Here is a 15,496-nt window from a genome sequence, read left to right on the forward strand (position 1 = left end):
AAGATCCGTGGCATACTATTAGCAGAATAATCTACCTACGCGAGACCATGATTTTTACACTCCGTCCATATCAGCAAGAAGCCGTGGATGCCACGCTCAGCCATTTTCGTCGTCATAAAACTCCTGCCGTTATCGTGCTGCCTACTGGTGCAGGTAAAAGCCTGGTGATAGCAGAACTGGCACGGCTGGCGCGTGGTCGCGTGCTGGTGCTGGCGCACGTCAAAGAGCTGGTGGCGCAAAACCATGCAAAATATCAGGCGCTGGGGCTGGAAGCCGATATTTTTGCCGCCGGGCTGAAGCGTAAAGAGAGCCACGGTAAAGTGGTGTTTGGCAGCGTGCAGTCGGTCGCACGCAATCTCGATGCCTTTCAGGGTGAATTTTCGCTGTTGATTGTCGATGAATGCCACCGTATTGGCGACGACGAAGAGAGCCAGTATCAGCAAATCCTTACTCACCTGACAAAAGTGAATCCCCACTTACGCCTGTTGGGGCTGACTGCCACGCCTTTTCGGCTGGGCAAAGGCTGGATTTATCAGTTCCATTATCACGGCATGGTACGCGGCGACGAGAAAGCCCTTTTCCGTGACTGCATTTATGAGCTGCCGCTGCGTTATATGATTAAACACGGTTATCTGACGCCACCAGAACGGCTTGATATGCCGGTAGTACAATACGATTTCAGCCGCTTGCAGGCACAGAGCAATGGGCTGTTCAGTGAAGCAGATCTCAACCGCGAGCTGAAAAAACAACAACGTATTACGCCGCACATCATCAGCCAGATCATGGAGTTCGCCGCAACGCGCAAAGGGGTGATGATTTTCGCCGCGACGGTTGAACACGCAAAAGAGATTGTGGGATTGCTGCCCGCCGAAGATGCAGCACTCATTACCGGTGACACACCCGGCGCTGAACGTGATGTATTAATTGACGATTTTAAAACCCAGCGTTTTCGCTATCTGGTCAACGTCGCGGTACTGACCACCGGATTTGACGCCCCGCATGTCGATCTTATCGCCATTCTGCGTCCTACTGAATCAGTGAGTCTTTACCAACAAATTGTCGGGCGCGGTCTGCGTCTGGCTCCCGGCAAGACTGATTGCTTAATTCTTGATTATGCAGGTAATCCTCACGATCTCTACGCGCCGGAAGTTGGCACCCCAAAAGGCAAAAGTGACAACGTTCCAGTACAGGTTTTCTGCCCTGCCTGTGGTTTTGCCAACACCTTTTGGGGGAAAACGACCGCCGACGGGACATTGATTGAACACTTTGGTCGTCGCTGTCAGGGATGGTTTGAAGATGATGACGGTCATCGCGAACAGTGTGACTTCCGTTTCCGTTTTAAAAATTGCCCACAATGTAACGCGGAAAACGATATTGCCGCCCGACGCTGCCGCGAATGTGACGCGGTACTGGTTGATCCGGATGATATGTTAAAAGCGGCGCTACGACTCAAAGACGCGCTGGTATTACGCTGTAGCGGCATGTCTTTGCAGCATGGTCACGACGAAAAAGGCGAATGGCTGAAAATCACCTATTACGATGAAGACGGCGCGGATGTGAGTGAGCGTTTCCGTCTGCAAACGCCCGCCCAGCGTACCGCCTTCGAGCAGCTTTTTATCCGCCCGCATACGCGCACACCGGGCATCCCTCTGCGCTGGATCACCGCTGCCGATATCCTCGCTCAGCAAGCGTTACTGCGCCATCCGGATTTTGTTGTTGCGCGAATGAAAGGCCAGTACTGGCAAGTGCGTGAAAAAGTGTTCGATTACGAAGGTCGTTTTCGTCGGGCGCATGAATTACGCGGTTAATAGTAGTTTTGATTGATGTATAAGGCGATTGAGTATAGAATCTCGCCCGCTTTTGCATACGCAAAGCAGATCACTTACCTGTTGCTGGGTCGCCTGTAGCAGGATTAATTTAAGAGAGAAAGAAATGTTTACTATCAACGCAGAAGTACGTAAAGAGCAGGGTAAGGGTGCGAGCCGCCGCCTGCGCGCCGCTAACAAATTCCCGGCAATCATCTACGGTGGCAAAGAAGCGCCGCTGGCTATCGAGCTGGATCACGACAAAGTCATGAACATGCAAGCTAAAGCTGAATTCTACAGCGAAGTTCTGACCATCGTTGTTGACGGTAAAGAAATCAAAGTTAAAGCTCAGGACGTACAGCGTCACCCGTACAAACCGAAGCTGCAGCACATCGACTTCGTTCGCGCTTAATCGCTGAATAAGTTGTAAAAAACCCCGCTCCGGCGGGGTTTTTTGTATCTGCAGATTATGCCTGATGCGACGCACTGCGTCTTATCAGGCATACAGGTATTACCGTTATTTGCAGGCCAGAGAAGGCGTCACGCCGCATCTGGCATTCATTACGTAAAACCGATTAATTACCGCCAGACGTCCGGCGCTGAAGCTGATCGCGCAGGTTCGGCGGCGTGCCCTTAATGGTCAGGGTATCGGTCGCCGGGTCCCAGAAAATCCGTTCGCCTAACAGCATTGCATCAAAGTTGATGGTTAAGCCACCACCGCTACCGGCAAACTTAGTCAACTGACGCAGCGTGCTACGATCTGCCGGGAAGCTCTCTTCCAGTTCATAGCCTTTTTCAGCCGCAAATTCCGTGAAGCTCACTTCACTGACGCCTGCCAGTTCTTTCGACAGCGACTCCAGCTCGATCTCTTCGCCCGCCTGCAATTGCTCATTACAGTAGCTATAAACCTGCTGGCGAACGTTCTGCCGTTCAGCTTTATCCAGTTGTGCTTCGGCAGTGAAATCATCGACCGCTTGCAACAGCCCACGGTTTTGCGCTTTCGCATTCAACCCTTCGCTGGCACCGAGGAAATCCATAAAGAAATCAGCCACTTTGCGCCCTACCCGCCCTTTCAGGAAAGTAAGATAACGGGTCGATTCTGGATTGGTTTCCCATTCGGTTAAATCGATACGCGCAACAATATCCGCATGATTAATATCGAGATAATGGGTCGGGTTGATGTCGAGGTTTTCGTTAACGCGCATACTGCTTAAATTGTTCAGTACGCAAATCAGCAAATACTCAACCGCCAGATAGCGATAGTGACAAAACAGCACGAAGCCGCCGTCAGCAAAAGGATATTTCGCCAGTTCGTCACGCAGGCGACCAGTTGCTGCCCGACTAAATGCCAGAAAGTCTTCTTCGCCCTGCCGCTGTAAGCGCAGCGTCTGCGCCAGCTCACTTTCCTCGCTAAACAAACCGTAGGCTTTGTTCTTGGCGCTATAGACACGATGCAGCTCTGCCACCATCTCAATGACGGTTTCCGTCGGTTCCAGCAATGAATCGCGCAGCACCAGCTCAAGGTTCTGCTCATCACGCTTGATAAGCTGGTGCAGAGCAATCTGGTTGATATCCAGACTCATGATAAACTCTCCTTTAAGACCGGGCGGTATTCAACCACCGCCGGTTAAGCGACGCAATAAAAGATGGCGGTCATTTTACAGAAGGTGGCGTAACGCGAATGATTTAAAGTATAAAAAAGCAGAAAAAAAACCGTTGCTACGGTAATATGTTGCCCTTTCATCAACTAACTGATTTCGATTTATGCCACAAATTTCCCGCTACAGTGATGAACAGGTTGAACAATTGCTCGCAGAGCTGCTCAACGTACTGGAAAAACATAAGGCTCCGACCGACCTTTCCCTGATGGTGTTAGGCAATATGGTCACCAACCTTATCAACACCAGCATTGCCCCGGCTCAGCGCCAGGCGATTGCCAACTCTTTTGCCCGCGCCTTACAGTCCTCTATCAACGAAGACAAAGCGCACTAAGGGAAACAGATAACAGGTTATGGTAACTCATCGTCAGCGCTACCGTGAAAAAGTCTCCCAGATGGTCAGTTGGGGGCACTGGTTTGCACTGTTCAATATTCTGCTTTCGCTCGTCATTGGCAGCCGTTACCTGTTTATCGCCGACTGGCCGACAACGCTTGCGGGTCGTATTTATTCCTACGTAAGCATTATCGGTCATTTCAGCTTCCTGGTGTTCGCCACCTATTTGCTGATCCTCTTCCCGCTGACCTTTATTGTCGGCTCCCAGAGGCTGATGAGGTTTTTGTCCGTCATTCTGGCAACAGCGGGAATGACGCTATTACTGATCGATAGCGAAGTCTTTACCCGTTTCCATCTCCATCTTAATCCCATCGTCTGGCAGCTGGTTATCAACCCGGACGAAAATGAGATGGCGCGCGACTGGCAACTGATGTTCATCAGTGTGCCAGTAATATTATTGCTTGAACTGGTGTTTGCGACGTGGAGCTGGCAAAAGCTGCGCAGCCTGACACGTCGTCGGCGCTTCGCCCGTCCGCTGGCCGCATTCTTATTCATCGCCTTTATCGCCTCGCATGTGGTGTATATCTGGGCCGATGCTAACTTCTATCGCCCAATCACCATGCAGCGCGCCAACCTGCCGCTTTCGTATCCGATGACGGCGCGACGTTTTCTTGAGAAGCATGGTCTGCTTGATGCGCAAGAGTATCAACGCCGTCTTATTGAGCAAGGTAATCCAGACGCCGTTTCCGTTCAGTATCCGTTAAGCGAACTGCGCTATCGCGATATGGGCACCGGGCAAAACGTCTTGCTGATTACTGTAGATGGCCTGAACTACTCACGCTTTGAGAAGCAGATGCCTGCGCTGGCAGGTTTTGCTGAGCAAAATATTTCGTTCACGCGCCATATGAGTTCCGGCAACACGACAGACAACGGCATCTTTGGCCTGTTCTATGGTATCTCGCCAAGTTATATGGACGGCATTCTGTCGACCCGTACGCCTGCGGCATTAATTACCGCGCTTAACCAGCAAGGCTATCAACTGGGGTTATTCTCATCCGATGGCTTTACCAGCCCGTTGTATCGTCAGGCATTGTTGTCAGACTTCTCAATGCCGAGCGTTCGCACGCAATCCGATGAGCAGACTGCCACACAGTGGATCAACTGGCTGAGCCGCTACGCGCAAGAAGATAATCGCTGGTTCTCATGGGTATCTTTCAATGGCACCAACATTGACGACAGCAACCAGCAAGCATTTACACGGAAATATAGCCGCGCGGCAGGTAATGTCGATGACCAGATTAACCGCGTGCTTGATGCGCTGAAAGCGTCCGGCAAGCTGGACAATACGGTGGTGATTATTACTGCCGGCCGGGGTATTCCGCTGAGCGAAGAGGAAGAAACCTTTGACTGGTCCCACGGTCATCTTCAGGTGCCGTTAGTGATTCACTGGCCAGGCACACCGGCACAGCGAATTAATACCCTGACCGACCATACCGATCTGATGACCACGCTGATGCAACGTCTGCTACACGTCAGCACACCGGCGAGCGAATATTCGCAAGGTCAGGATTTGTTCAACCCTGAGCGCCGTCATTACTGGGTGACTGCGGCGGATAACGATACGCTGGCAATTACCACCCCGAAAATGACGCTGGTACTGAACAATAACGGTAAATACCGCACTTACAACTTACGTGGCGAAAGAGTGAAAGACGAAAAACCACAGTTAAGTTTGTTATTGCAAGTGCTGACAGACGAGAAGCGTTTCATCGCTAACTGATTAATTATAAATCAGTTAGCAAAATATCTTACTTGCAATCGTTGTGGAAAACGGTAGTATAAACAGCCACGAGTCGGCACGTAGCGCAGCCTGGTAGCGCACCGTCATGGGGTGTCGGGGGGCGGAGGTTCAAATCCTCTCGTGCCGACCAAAAATCCCAAGAAAACCAACCTTTACGGTTGGTTTTTTTATATCCATAGCATTGTCTTGCTACCCTCACTTGCAGTTTTACTACATGCCCATACATAAAATGGGGTAACATTCACGCGCCTGGTAGCGTTACCAACGCTACGCTCAAACATAATGATTCTAATAAAACCTCAGGAGACTACTATGCCTGAAGCAACGCCTTTTCAGGTGATGATTGTGGATGATCATCCACTTATGCGACGCGGTGTTCGTCAGTTACTGGAGCTTGATACTGGTTTTGAAGTGGTCGCCGAAGCAGGCGACGGCGCTAGTGCTATCGATCTGGCTAATCGACTGGATATCGACGTTATCTTGCTGGATCTCAATATGAAAGGTATGAGTGGCCTGGATACCCTCAATGCCTTGCGCAGGGATGGCGTTACCGCGCAAATTATTATCCTGACCGTATCAGATGCCTCCAGCGATATCTTTGCACTGATAGACGCAGGCGCAGACGGCTATCTGCTAAAAGACAGCGACCCGGAAGTATTACTGGAAGCAATTCGCGCCGGAGCAAAAGGCAGCAAAGTCTTTAGCGAACGCGTCAATCAGTACTTACGCGAGCGTGAAATGTTCGGTGCGGAAGAAGACCCCTTCAGCGTGCTGACGGAGCGTGAGCTGGATGTTCTGCACGAACTGGCGCAAGGGCTGTCGAATAAGCAAATTGCCTCGGTGTTGAATATTTCTGAGCAGACGGTAAAAGTGCACATTCGCAATCTGCTGCGTAAACTCAATGTCCGCTCACGCGTGGCGGCCACCATTCTGTTCCTGCAACAACGCGGGGCACAATAAAAATAGCCCGATGGCATCACCATCGGGCCTCTTTTTATTTACTTTGTTGCGGCGACAAATGCTGCATCGCCTGCGCGATACTGCGCTCAATCACCGCACGGCGAGTATCGTTGGCAGGCAAGAGTTTCAACATCATTTCCCACGCAGCAACGGCTTCGCCAAATCGCTGCTGCTCAAAGGCATTAAACGCATACATGCTCAGCACGCGAATATTGCTATGGTCGCTTCTCACCAGTTGACGCAACAACTCGCCGCCCAGGCGGTTATCGTTGGGGTCAGAAGAACGCGTTAACGCCTCCGCGTAACCCAGCGCAGCATCGCTGTTTTTCGGATCGAGGCGATACGCTGTGGCATATGCATCAGTCGCGATACTGGCGTTACCCAGCGCCATCCCAACGCGCCCCAACATAATCCAGCCTTCAATATCTCCTGGATTTTTTTGCAGTTGAGTACGCATCCCCAGCGCAAGACGTGACATCTCTTCTTCGTTGAGCGGATCGGCTTTCGGATCCAGCGCCCTGTCCAGCAATGCCGGAGCCTGCGCTGTGGCCTGCTGCCAGACTTTTACCTGCTGATAATTGCCAGTCTGGTAGTAGCTGACGCCTGCCACAATTAACGCCACCATAATACCCGGCAGATAAACAACATATCCGGCACGCTTACCTTCCGGCACACTTTGTTCAGGAAACGCTTCCGGCACCACGCGTACCCGACGCCGCGAGCGGGCGTAAATGACCCAACCGCCAATGCCAATAGCCACTACCGGAAGCACCCACAGCAGCACGGTCAGCGGCGTTAACGGCGGATCGTAAGTGACGAAGTTGCCGTAACGCGCCACCATATAATCGACAATCTCTTTTTTACTTTTACCTTCCTGCATCAGTTCATACACTTTCTGACGCAGGTCGGTGGCAATCATCGAGTTGGAATCGGCAATGCTGTTGTTCTGGCATTTCGGGCAGCGTAGTTCTTCAGTGAGTTGGCGAAACTGCTGTTCCTGCGCTTCATCCTTAAACTGCAACACGTCGATGGTCGCCAGCGCCGAGCCGGAGATCATCAGCATCAGCACGCCCAATAAAAACCTCATTGTGCGGCCTCCTTACTGTATTTCTCCCACAGCGGCTTGATCTCTTCTTCCCAGACGCGAGGATTGAGATCGCCCGCATGGCGATAGCGAATGATGCCGTTGCCATCGATGAGGAACGTTTCTGGCGCGCCATACACGCCGAGATCCAGCCCTAACATGCCGTCGCCATCAAACAGGCTTAGCGCGTAAGGATTCCCCAGCTCTTTCAGCCAGCTGATTGCCTTCTGGCGATCGTCTTTATAGTTCATGCCGACCACGCGGATGCCCTGCGCAGAAAGCTGATTCAGATATTGATGTTCCGCACGGCAGGTCGGACACCAGGTCGCCCAGACGTTAAGCAGCACCGGTTTACCCTGAGTCAGCACATCCGCCTGATAAAACTGCCCCGGATTGTCCAGTGATTCGAGGCGAAACTTCGGCACAGGCTTGCCAATGAGCGCCGATTCCAGATTGGTCGGATCATCCCCTTCGGCATTACGCGCCAGCTGCCACAGCAGCGCCGCGGCAATCGCCAGGAAGATAATCAACGGAATTAACAATACTTTGCGCTTCATACAGCCTCCGGCGCAGTTTTTTGCGGGCTCACGCGCTTACGATAGCGAGGATCAAACAGACACAGCAGTCCGCCCAACGCCATCATCAGCCCGCCCGCCCAAATCCAGCGAACAAATGGTTTGTAGTAAAGACGCACAGCCCACGCGCCGTTTTCCAGCTCTTCACCGAGCGCCGCGTACAGGTCACGGGTGATGCCGCCGTCAATCGCCGCTTCGGTCATCATCGAACCGGCAGTGTTGTAATAACGTTTTTCCGCATACAGCACCGTTTCCGGTTTACCCTCTCGCGTTACGCCAATAGTCGCCACACCGCCGCGCCAGTTCGGGCCAGTCACCTCTTTGACATCACGGAAGGTGAAGCGATATTCATGAATATCGACGCTATCGCCGGACTTCATGCGCACATCACGCTCAACGCTATAATTCTGGCTAAAGGCAATGCCAACAATTGTCACTGCCAGCCCCAGGTGAGCCGCCACCATCCCCCAATAACTGAAGGTGGTTTTCGTGCCGCGTGAAATACGCAGCGCAGCTTCCGCAATTGCCAGCACCGCAATCCAGCAGGCCATTGCCAGGCCGAGCACCGTCATCGCCACAACTTTGCTTTCGAACAGCCACGGCAACAGCAGAGACAGCACCACCGTAGAGATGAAGGCGATAATCAATAAATTGCGGATTTTACGTGGGCGATCGCGCCCCCAGCGCACCAGAGGACCGACACCAAGCAGTAGCGCAAACGGCACCATCAGCCAGGTAAACATGGTGTTGAAGAACGGTTCGCCAATCGAAATACTGCCCAGTCCCAGTTGCTTGTGCACCAGCGGCAGCAGCGTCCCCAGCAACACCACCAGCATCGCGGCGACCAGCAAAACGTTGTTCGCTAACAGCAAAGATTCCCGCGACCACAGCGCATTGTTTACGCGTGAGCGAACTTTGTGTCCACGCGCGGCAAACAGCAGCAGCGAACCGCCAATCACCAGCACCATAAAGGCGAGGATAAACATACCGCGCGCCGGATCAGACGCAAACGCGTGTACCGATACCAGCACGCCGGAACGCACGAGGAAAGTCCCCAACAGACACAACGAGAAGGCACTGATTGCCAGAAGTAATGTCCACGCTTTGAAGCTGGCGCGTTGTTCAGTGACCGCCAGCGAGTGCATCAGCGCAGTACCAACCAGCCACGGCATAAACGAGGCGTTTTCTACCGGATCCCAGAACCACCAGCCGCCCCAGCCGAGTTCGTAATAGGCCCATGCGGAACCAAGCACAATGCCGAGCGTCAGGAAGATCCACGCCGCCAGCGTCCACGGACGGGTAAAGCGTGCGTAAGTGCTGTCCAGACGCCCACTCAACAAAGAAGCGATGGCAAAAGCAAACGCCACCGAGAAACCGACGTAGCCCATATAGAGCAGAGGTGGATGGAAGATCAGCCCCGGATCCTGCAACAGTGGGTTAAGATCGCGCCCTTCAATCGGGAAGTTCGGCAGCGTGCGGGAGAACGGGTTTGAGGTAAAGAGAATGAACAGCAAAAATCCGACGCTGACCATCCCCATTATCGCCAGTACGCGAGCAACAATATCCAGCGGAATACGCTGGCTAAAAATCGCTACCGCAAACGTCCAGCCGCTCATCAGCAACACCCACAGCAGCAGTGAACCTTCATGCGCGCCCCAGGTAGCCGCCACGCGATACCACACCGGAAGCTGGGTATTGGAGTTGCTGGCAACATAGGTGACGGTAAAGTCGTTGACCACGAAAGCATTGACCAGCACCAGAAATGCGCCAGCCACAGACATAAACAGCAGCCAGGCAAACAAGCGGGAAGACGCCATCATGCGCGCATCTCCGCGCGCCACGCCCCATAGCGGATACACGGACAGCAGCAGCGCAATCCCTAACGCCAGGCACAGCAGCCCGTTTCCAATTTCCGGCATCATGATGCTGGGTCCTTATAAACACTCGCCGGGCGACGGTGGTTAGCTTCCATCGCTTTCTCAACTTCTGGCGGCGTGTAGTTTTCGTCGTGTTTCGCCAGCACTTCTTTCGCGAGGATATGATTGCCTTTTTCCAGCTCGCCCTGCACCACAACGCCCTGCCCTTCACGGAACAGATCCGGCAAAATGCCTTCGTAAGAGACATCCACTGAGCCTTCAGCATCGTAAATGGTGAAGGTCACTTTCAGCGAATTGGGATCGCGCTGCACGCTACCCGGCATCACCATCCCGCCAACGCGCAGACGCTGCCCGACTTCCGGCATCTGTTGGGTTTCACGCTTGCCGTAGAGAATCTCCCCCGGCGTATAGAAAAGGTCGATATTCGAGCGCAGCGCATACAGCACCAGGCCAATCGTCAGCGCCAGCCCCGCCAGCACGGCACAGGCAATCCACAACCGATTTTTACGGCGAATATTCATGCAGCCTCCTGCTGTTGCGCAGCACGTAAACGCGCCTCACGCGCCCGCTGTTGCGCCACGCCACGCAGAATTGCGCGATGCTGCATCACCGAGTGCACGACTAAAACCACCAGCGGAATAACGGTCATCACTACCGCCAGCCAGACAAAAAAGGCGTAACCGCCCATTGCGAAAAATTCATTCCAGGAAGCAAATGCAGGGGTCATTTACGGCCTCTTTTCAGTATCAGTTCACTCACCCACGGACGACGTTTTTCCATCAGCAAAATCAAATTACGCATCCGCATCAGCGTCAGCGTGGCAGACAGCAGCAGGAAGCCGAAAATCGACCAGCGCAGCGGCGAACGCATCGCCGGATCGATACTTTGCTGCATCCGCGTTGATCCCTGATGCAGTGTGTTCCACCACTCCACGGAGTAATGAATAATCGGCAGATTCACCACGCCAATCAGCACCAGGATACCTGCCGCACGGCCCGCCAGACGGCGGTCGTCGAAGGCGTGCCACAGGGCAATCACACCCACATACAAAAACAGCAGCACCAGTTCAGAAGTCAGGCGTGCGTCCCATACCCACCAGGTGCCCCACATCGGTTTTCCCCATGCAGAGCCGGTAACCAGGGCAATAAAGGTAAACACGGCACCAATGGGGGCCATCGCCGCCACCGCCAGGTTGGCCATTTTCATCTGCCAGACAAGGCCAATAAACGCCGCCACCGCCATTGATGCATAAATGCCCATCGACCAGATCGCCGCAGGCACATGCAGATAGATAATGCGGTAGCTATTTCCCTGTTGATAATCAGCGGGGGCAAAGCCGAATCCCCAGATCCAGCCAACGGTAAGCACAACCACACTGGCGATTGCCAGCCACGGTATAAACCAGCCACAGATTTGGTACAGCCGTGGTGGGATCGCCAGTTGATGCAGTGTTTTCCACATAGTTTCGATACCAGACTTGAACAAAAATCAGTAATTCAGCGTTATTGAATGCTGATTCGTAACGCTGCCGCCGTTGCAAAAGGGCTTAATGTCGCGGTGCCTGCCAGCAACGCACCTAAAATTGCCAGATACCCGTCAACGGGTAAATGCATCGAAGCCGCGTCCATCGCGGCGGTGGCAAAGATGAGTAATGGGATGGTCAGCGGTAACACCAGAATGCTCAATAGCACGCCGCCGCGCTTAAGCCCCACCGTCAGTGCCACGCCAGGTGCGCCGAGAAAGCCAAGCGTTGGGGTTCCCAGCAGCAGCGTCAGCGCCATCACTTGCCAGCCATAAACGTCCATTCCCAGTAGCAATGCCACCAGAGGCGAGAGGATGAGTAACGGCAGACCGGTTACCATCCAGTGCGCCATCACCTTCGCCAGCACAACGGCGGGCAAGGGTAACGGCAACAACATCAATTGTTCAAGACTGCCGTCCTGCAAATCGTCACGGAACAGCCGCTCCAGCGCCAGCAGTGAAGAAAGCAGCGCCGCAACCCAGATAATTCCCGGTGCAATGCGCGCCAGCAGCTGCGGCTCCGGACCAATACTGAGCGGAAAAAGGGTAATAACAATCAGGAAGAACCACAGCGGATTAGCGATTTCGGCGCTATGGCGAAACGCCACGCGCAGCTCAAGACGGAAAATGCGCCAGAACATCATGCGCCCCTCGTTTGCGTCAGCGAAATGCGGCGGATTTTACTTTCAGCAACGTTGAGCGGCTGGTGAGTGGTCAGAATCACAATCCCCCCCTGCTCCGTATGCTGCGCCATTCGCTGGGTCAGACGATCGACGCCGTTAACGTCAATCGCGGTAAAAGGTTCGTCGAGGATCCACAACGTGGCACGGGTCAGCCACAGACGCGCCAGCGCCACGCGGCGTTGTTGCCCGGCAGAGAGTTGATTAACGGGAATATCTTCGAATCCGGCAAGCCCGGCCTGCGCCAGGGCTTTCAGACATTGTGCGGTATCACCATCGCGATGATAAAAGTGCAGATTTTCTAACGCCGTCAGCCGGGTTTTGATCCCCGGCTGATGGCCTATCCATAACAGATTTTGATGGTAGCTGTCGCGTACCTGATGCAAGGGCAGCCCTTGCCAGAGAACGTCACCCGCATCAGGGCGAGACAATCCCGTCAGCAAACGGAGAAGCGTTGTCTTCCCCGCACCGTTGCTACCGGTAATTTGTACCCACTCTCCTGCATTCAGCGTAAACGACAAACCACTAAATAAGGTTCGTTCATCCCGCTCACAAAGTAACTCTCTGGCTTCAAGCATACCCACGCAATAACCCTGTTAAAAACCTGTCTCGACTTCGCGCATATCGGGCAGCTTGTGCGCTATCCCTTTATGGCAATCAATACAGGTTTGCCCATCTTTCACCGCCTGGTCGTGCATCTTAGCGGCAACAGATTTCTGGGCGGTTGTATCCATATACTCGAAGTTGTGACAGTTACGGCACTCCTGCGAGTTATTGTCCTTCATGCGCCGCCACTCATTCTGTGCCATCGTCAGGCGATGAGCTTCAAATTTCTGCGGCGTGTCAATAACGCCAAAAATTTTACCATACAGCTCTTTACTTGCTTTGAGCTTGCGTATCATCTTTGGCACAAACTCGTGCGGAACGTGACAATCCGGGCAGGTCGCACGCACGCCGCTACGGTTGTTGTAGTGCACGGAATCCATGTATTCCTGATACACCGTGTTGCGCATTTCGTGGCAGCTAATGCAGAACTCTTCGGTGTTGGCTTTTTCCATACCGGTATTAAAGCCGCCCCAGAAAACGATGCCGCCAACAAAACCAATCAACAGCAGCGTACCCAGCGCCAGACGGCTGGGGGTACGCCACCATTTCCACAGGCGCTTAATCAGACCAGGCTTACGGTCAGAATTTCCCATAATAACCTCTTATTTCCCGTAACCTTTTGACGGGGTAAAGGTATTCCCCACGATTGGCGCGGTATCGGCCTGCGGCACGTGACATTGCAGACAGAAGTAACGACGCGGAGCCACTTCTGCGCCCACTTTGCCGTCGCTGTCCATAAAGTGAGTAGGACTGATGCGCGGCGCGCCAGTGGTGCGATAGCTTTCAACACCGTGACACTGTAAGCAGCGGTTGGTATTGGTCGTTACCTGATAACCTTCAACGCTATGCGGGATCATTGGCGGCTGATTCACATAGTTCAGCGGCATTCGTTCCTGCTCTTTTGGCATCCGAATGGCCCCTTCCTGCGTCCCGGATACTTCCGGCGACTGGCTAAAATCGACGCCATTAGCCGCCCAAACTGCGCCGCTCACCACCAGGGCCAGCATCGCCGTCCATTGACACAGCGCCTTCTTCAGGTCATGGCTTTTCATGATTTCGCTCCCGAACTCCATCGTGTAGTTATTGTAAATACATCCTCAGAACAGACATCCACGCAGCGACCGCACGTCATGCAATCGCGGCTGGTGACCTGCACCGGGCTTTGTTCATCCAGCACCGGGGCACGTAGCACATGCGGTTCCGGGCAAACATGAAAACAATCCATACAGCGGTTACATTTCTGCCGATCGGTTGCCGCAACGGTGATAGCGCCTTTGCTACCCAGCACGCCATACAGCGCGCCAACCGGACAAATGTGCCCGCACCAGCCGTGTTCAACGACCAGTAGATCAAATAAAAACAGTGCGAGAATAAGCAGCACGCCGCTGCCGAATCCCATTACCAGACTGCGCCCCATCAAGGAAACGGGGTTGATCCATTCCCAGATAAGCGTGCCGGTTAAGGCCGATCCCACCAGGATCACGACCAACAGCACGTACCGAATGTGGCGCGGGATGGTCGCAGACTGATTGAGCTCAAAGCGCCTGCGTAACCAGTTCGCTAAATCGGTAATTGGGTTCAACGGGCAGACCCAGCTACAAAATAATCGCTTTCCTGCCAGGGCGTAGAGCACGGTGATAATCACCGCACCGGTCAGCGCCACCGTGGCAGGCAGATGACCGCTGGCAAGGCTTTGCAGCGTCATCAGCGGATCGGTCAGCGGAATGGTGTCGAATAACAGGCTACTGCTATAGTTGCCGTGCATGATCCATACACCAAACCACGGGCCGCTCAAAAACATCCCCAGCACGAAGAACTGACAAAGGCGACGCAACACCAGCCAACGGTGACTGCGCCACCAGCCTTTTTTCGCCAGCGCCTCGCGCCCGGCGTCACGTTTACGATTTGCCATTGTTCCCCTCCAGCCAGCCGAAGCGGTAATGGTGACCTAACTCCCCTTTCGCCAGTGACAGCGGTAACACCTTGATTGCCGGTTGTTCCAGCACGCACACTTTTTCGCACTTACCGCAGCCGGTACAGGCATCGCTGTGAACCGTTGGCAGAAAACGGGCGTGCTTACCGGTACGCGTGTTGCGCTCCAGCTCCAGGGTGATTGCCTCATCAATTTTCGGGCATTCGCGATAGCAAACATCGCAGCGCAGCCCCTGAAAGTTGAGGCAGTTCTCCTGATCCACCAGCACCGCCAGCCCCATCCGCGCGTCGTCGATCGATTCAATCTCACGATCCAGCGCACCGCTCGGGCACACTTTGGCGCACGGAATGTCCTCACACATTTCGCAAGGAATATCACGCGCGACAAAATACGGCGTGCCCGCCGACAGGCCAGAGGCCAGCGTCGCCAGTTTTAAGGTGTCGTAAGGGCAAGCCTGAACACACTGACCGCAACGTACGCAGGCACTGGCAAAGGCGTTCTCGTTTATGGCTCCGGGCGGGCGCAACCGCACGCCAGATGCACGTGCGGTTTGCTGTTGTAACCCCAGCGCCACACCCACGGCAGCCAGCCCACCTGCTGTGCGAACAACATCGCGCAGAAAGCGGCGGCGACCATTTTGAGGTTTCGCTGACCGGGACATA

At 53.8% G+C, this 15,496-nt stretch carries 18 protein-coding genes and 1 tRNA gene; 6 read left to right on the forward strand and 13 right to left on the reverse strand.

Going from position 1 to position 15,496, the window contains the following annotated elements:
* Positions 1–47: 47 nt before the first annotated feature.
* Together HEM79_RS06705 and rplY are read left to right on the forward strand one after the other, a co-directional pair.
* Positions 48–1,808 carry a DEAD/DEAH box helicase gene (locus tag HEM79_RS06705; protein ID WP_176242239.1) on the forward strand — a complete coding sequence of 587 codons (1,761 nt, stop codon included), beginning with the start codon at positions 48–50 and terminating at the stop codon, positions 1,806–1,808.
* A gap of 124 nt (positions 1,809–1,932) precedes the next feature.
* Complete coding sequence (gene rplY, locus HEM79_RS06710; RefSeq protein WP_000494183.1) at positions 1,933–2,217, forward strand: 50S ribosomal protein L25; 285 nt, start codon at positions 1,933–1,935, stop codon at positions 2,215–2,217.
* 163 nt (positions 2,218–2,380) lie between these two features.
* Here rplY and yejK read toward each other — a convergent pair whose 3' ends face one another.
* Positions 2,381–3,388, reverse strand: a complete 1,008-nt coding sequence (yejK, locus tag HEM79_RS06715) for a nucleoid-associated protein YejK (RefSeq protein ID WP_176242240.1) — start codon at positions 3,386–3,388, stop codon at positions 2,381–2,383.
* Positions 3,389–3,569: 181 nt separating this feature from the next.
* Here yejK and HEM79_RS06720 point away from each other — a divergent pair, with 181 nt between their 5' ends.
* The 4 genes from HEM79_RS06720 to narP all read left to right on the forward strand — a co-directional run bounded on the left by HEM79_RS06720 (position 3,570) and on the right by narP (position 6,558).
* Entirely contained in the window at positions 3,570–3,797 is a 228-nt protein-coding gene (locus HEM79_RS06720; RefSeq protein WP_001135667.1) for a YejL family protein, read from the forward strand.
* 19 nt (positions 3,798–3,816) lie between these two features.
* Complete coding sequence (gene yejM / locus HEM79_RS06725) at positions 3,817–5,577, forward strand: LPS biosynthesis-modulating metalloenzyme YejM (protein WP_000256208.1); 1,761 nt, start codon at positions 3,817–3,819, stop codon at positions 5,575–5,577.
* A 74-nt stretch (positions 5,578–5,651) separates the two neighbouring features.
* Positions 5,652–5,728 (forward strand) — tRNA-Pro (locus HEM79_RS06730).
* Between the two features lie 182 nt (positions 5,729–5,910).
* Complete coding sequence (narP, locus tag HEM79_RS06735) at positions 5,911–6,558, forward strand: nitrate/nitrite response regulator protein NarP (RefSeq protein WP_176242241.1); 648 nt, start codon at positions 5,911–5,913, stop codon at positions 6,556–6,558.
* 34 nt (positions 6,559–6,592) lie between these two features.
* Here the strand turns inward: narP and ccmH are convergent, their stop codons facing one another.
* From ccmH to napG, 12 genes are read right to left on the reverse strand one after another with little or no spacing between them, the layout of a single operon-like run.
* Positions 6,593–7,645, reverse strand: a complete 1,053-nt coding sequence (ccmH, locus tag HEM79_RS06740) for a cytochrome c-type biogenesis thiol:disulfide oxidoreductase CcmH (RefSeq protein WP_176242242.1) — start codon at positions 7,643–7,645, stop codon at positions 6,593–6,595.
* Complete coding sequence (gene dsbE / locus HEM79_RS06745; protein ID WP_000824439.1) at positions 7,642–8,199, reverse strand: thiol:disulfide interchange protein DsbE; 558 nt, start codon at positions 8,197–8,199, stop codon at positions 7,642–7,644. Before dsbE ends, ccmH begins: the two co-directional genes overlap by 4 nt.
* Positions 8,196–10,139, reverse strand: coding sequence for a cytochrome c-type biogenesis heme lyase CcmF (ccmF, locus tag HEM79_RS06750; protein ID WP_176242244.1), 1,944 nt, complete (start codon positions 10,137–10,139; stop codon positions 8,196–8,198). Before ccmF ends, dsbE begins: the two co-directional genes overlap by 4 nt.
* Positions 10,136–10,615: a cytochrome c maturation protein CcmE gene (gene ccmE, locus HEM79_RS06755; RefSeq protein WP_001026418.1), complete on the reverse strand. Its 480-nt coding sequence runs from the start codon at positions 10,613–10,615 to the stop codon at positions 10,136–10,138. The genes ccmF and ccmE overlap by 4 nt, the downstream gene beginning before the upstream one ends.
* Complete coding sequence (gene ccmD, locus HEM79_RS06760) at positions 10,612–10,821, reverse strand: heme exporter protein CcmD (protein WP_000186540.1); 210 nt, start codon at positions 10,819–10,821, stop codon at positions 10,612–10,614. Before ccmD ends, ccmE begins: the two co-directional genes overlap by 4 nt.
* Entirely contained in the window at positions 10,818–11,555 is a 738-nt protein-coding gene (gene ccmC / locus HEM79_RS06765) for a heme exporter protein CcmC (protein ID WP_001295447.1), read from the reverse strand. The genes ccmD and ccmC overlap by 4 nt, the downstream gene beginning before the upstream one ends.
* A 41-nt stretch (positions 11,556–11,596) precedes the next feature.
* Positions 11,597–12,259, reverse strand: coding sequence for a heme exporter protein CcmB (gene ccmB / locus HEM79_RS06770; protein WP_000971724.1), 663 nt, complete (start codon positions 12,257–12,259; stop codon positions 11,597–11,599).
* Positions 12,256–12,879, reverse strand: a complete 624-nt coding sequence (gene ccmA, locus HEM79_RS06775; protein WP_309491255.1) for a cytochrome c biogenesis heme-transporting ATPase CcmA — start codon at positions 12,877–12,879, stop codon at positions 12,256–12,258. The genes ccmB and ccmA overlap by 4 nt, the downstream gene beginning before the upstream one ends.
* A gap of 12 nt (positions 12,880–12,891) precedes the next feature.
* Positions 12,892–13,494 carry a cytochrome c-type protein NapC gene (napC, locus tag HEM79_RS06780; protein ID WP_000528377.1) on the reverse strand — a complete coding sequence of 201 codons (603 nt, stop codon included), beginning with the start codon at positions 13,492–13,494 and terminating at the stop codon, positions 12,892–12,894.
* 9 nt (positions 13,495–13,503) lie between these two features.
* Positions 13,504–13,953, reverse strand: a complete 450-nt coding sequence (gene napB / locus HEM79_RS06785; RefSeq protein ID WP_000835177.1) for a nitrate reductase cytochrome c-type subunit — start codon at positions 13,951–13,953, stop codon at positions 13,504–13,506.
* Entirely contained in the window at positions 13,950–14,813 is an 864-nt protein-coding gene (gene napH / locus HEM79_RS06790) for a quinol dehydrogenase ferredoxin subunit NapH (RefSeq protein WP_176242246.1), read from the reverse strand. The genes napB and napH overlap by 4 nt, the downstream gene beginning before the upstream one ends.
* Complete coding sequence (gene napG / locus HEM79_RS06795) at positions 14,800–15,495, reverse strand: ferredoxin-type protein NapG (RefSeq protein WP_000091291.1); 696 nt, start codon at positions 15,493–15,495, stop codon at positions 14,800–14,802. The genes napH and napG overlap by 14 nt, the downstream gene beginning before the upstream one ends.
* Position 15,496 lies beyond the last annotated feature (1 nt).

The organism is Escherichia sp. 93.0816, from assembly GCF_013368855.2.
In the GTDB taxonomy this organism is placed as follows: Bacteria; Pseudomonadota; Gammaproteobacteria; order Enterobacterales; family Enterobacteriaceae; genus Escherichia; species Escherichia ruysiae.

Excerpts from the sequence above, each read along its gene's own strand:
- ccmF (WP_176242244.1), bottom strand. The coding sequence starts at position 10,139 with ATGATGCCGGAAATTGGAAACGGGCTGCTGTGCCTGGCGTTAGGGATT.
- yejK (WP_176242240.1), bottom strand. The coding sequence starts at position 3,388 with ATGAGTCTGGATATCAACCAGATTGCTCTGCACCAGCTTATCAAGCGT.
- napB (WP_000835177.1), bottom strand. The coding sequence starts at position 13,953 with ATGAAAAGCCATGACCTGAAGAAGGCGCTGTGTCAATGGACGGCGATG.
- napH (WP_176242246.1), bottom strand. The coding sequence starts at position 14,813 with ATGGCAAATCGTAAACGTGACGCCGGGCGCGAGGCGCTGGCGAAAAAA.
- ccmE (WP_001026418.1), bottom strand. The coding sequence starts at position 10,615 with ATGAATATTCGCCGTAAAAATCGGTTGTGGATTGCCTGTGCCGTGCTG.
- HEM79_RS06720 (WP_001135667.1), top strand. The coding sequence starts at position 3,570 with ATGCCACAAATTTCCCGCTACAGTGATGAACAGGTTGAACAATTGCTC.
- yejM (WP_000256208.1), top strand. The coding sequence starts at position 3,817 with ATGGTAACTCATCGTCAGCGCTACCGTGAAAAAGTCTCCCAGATGGTC.
- narP (WP_176242241.1), top strand. The coding sequence starts at position 5,911 with ATGCCTGAAGCAACGCCTTTTCAGGTGATGATTGTGGATGATCATCCA.
- ccmB (WP_000971724.1), bottom strand. The coding sequence starts at position 12,259 with ATGATGTTCTGGCGCATTTTCCGTCTTGAGCTGCGCGTGGCGTTTCGC.
- napC (WP_000528377.1), bottom strand. The coding sequence starts at position 13,494 with ATGGGAAATTCTGACCGTAAGCCTGGTCTGATTAAGCGCCTGTGGAAA.
- ccmC (WP_001295447.1), bottom strand. The coding sequence starts at position 11,555 with ATGTGGAAAACACTGCATCAACTGGCGATCCCACCACGGCTGTACCAA.
- napG (WP_000091291.1), bottom strand. The coding sequence starts at position 15,495 with ATGTCCCGGTCAGCGAAACCTCAAAATGGTCGCCGCCGCTTTCTGCGC.
- rplY (WP_000494183.1), top strand. The coding sequence starts at position 1,933 with ATGTTTACTATCAACGCAGAAGTACGTAAAGAGCAGGGTAAGGGTGCG.
- dsbE (WP_000824439.1), bottom strand. The coding sequence starts at position 8,199 with ATGAAGCGCAAAGTATTGTTAATTCCGTTGATTATCTTCCTGGCGATT.
- HEM79_RS06705 (WP_176242239.1), top strand. The coding sequence starts at position 48 with ATGATTTTTACACTCCGTCCATATCAGCAAGAAGCCGTGGATGCCACG.
- ccmD (WP_000186540.1), bottom strand. The coding sequence starts at position 10,821 with ATGACCCCTGCATTTGCTTCCTGGAATGAATTTTTCGCAATGGGCGGT.
- ccmH (WP_176242242.1), bottom strand. The coding sequence starts at position 7,645 with ATGAGGTTTTTATTGGGCGTGCTGATGCTGATGATCTCCGGCTCGGCG.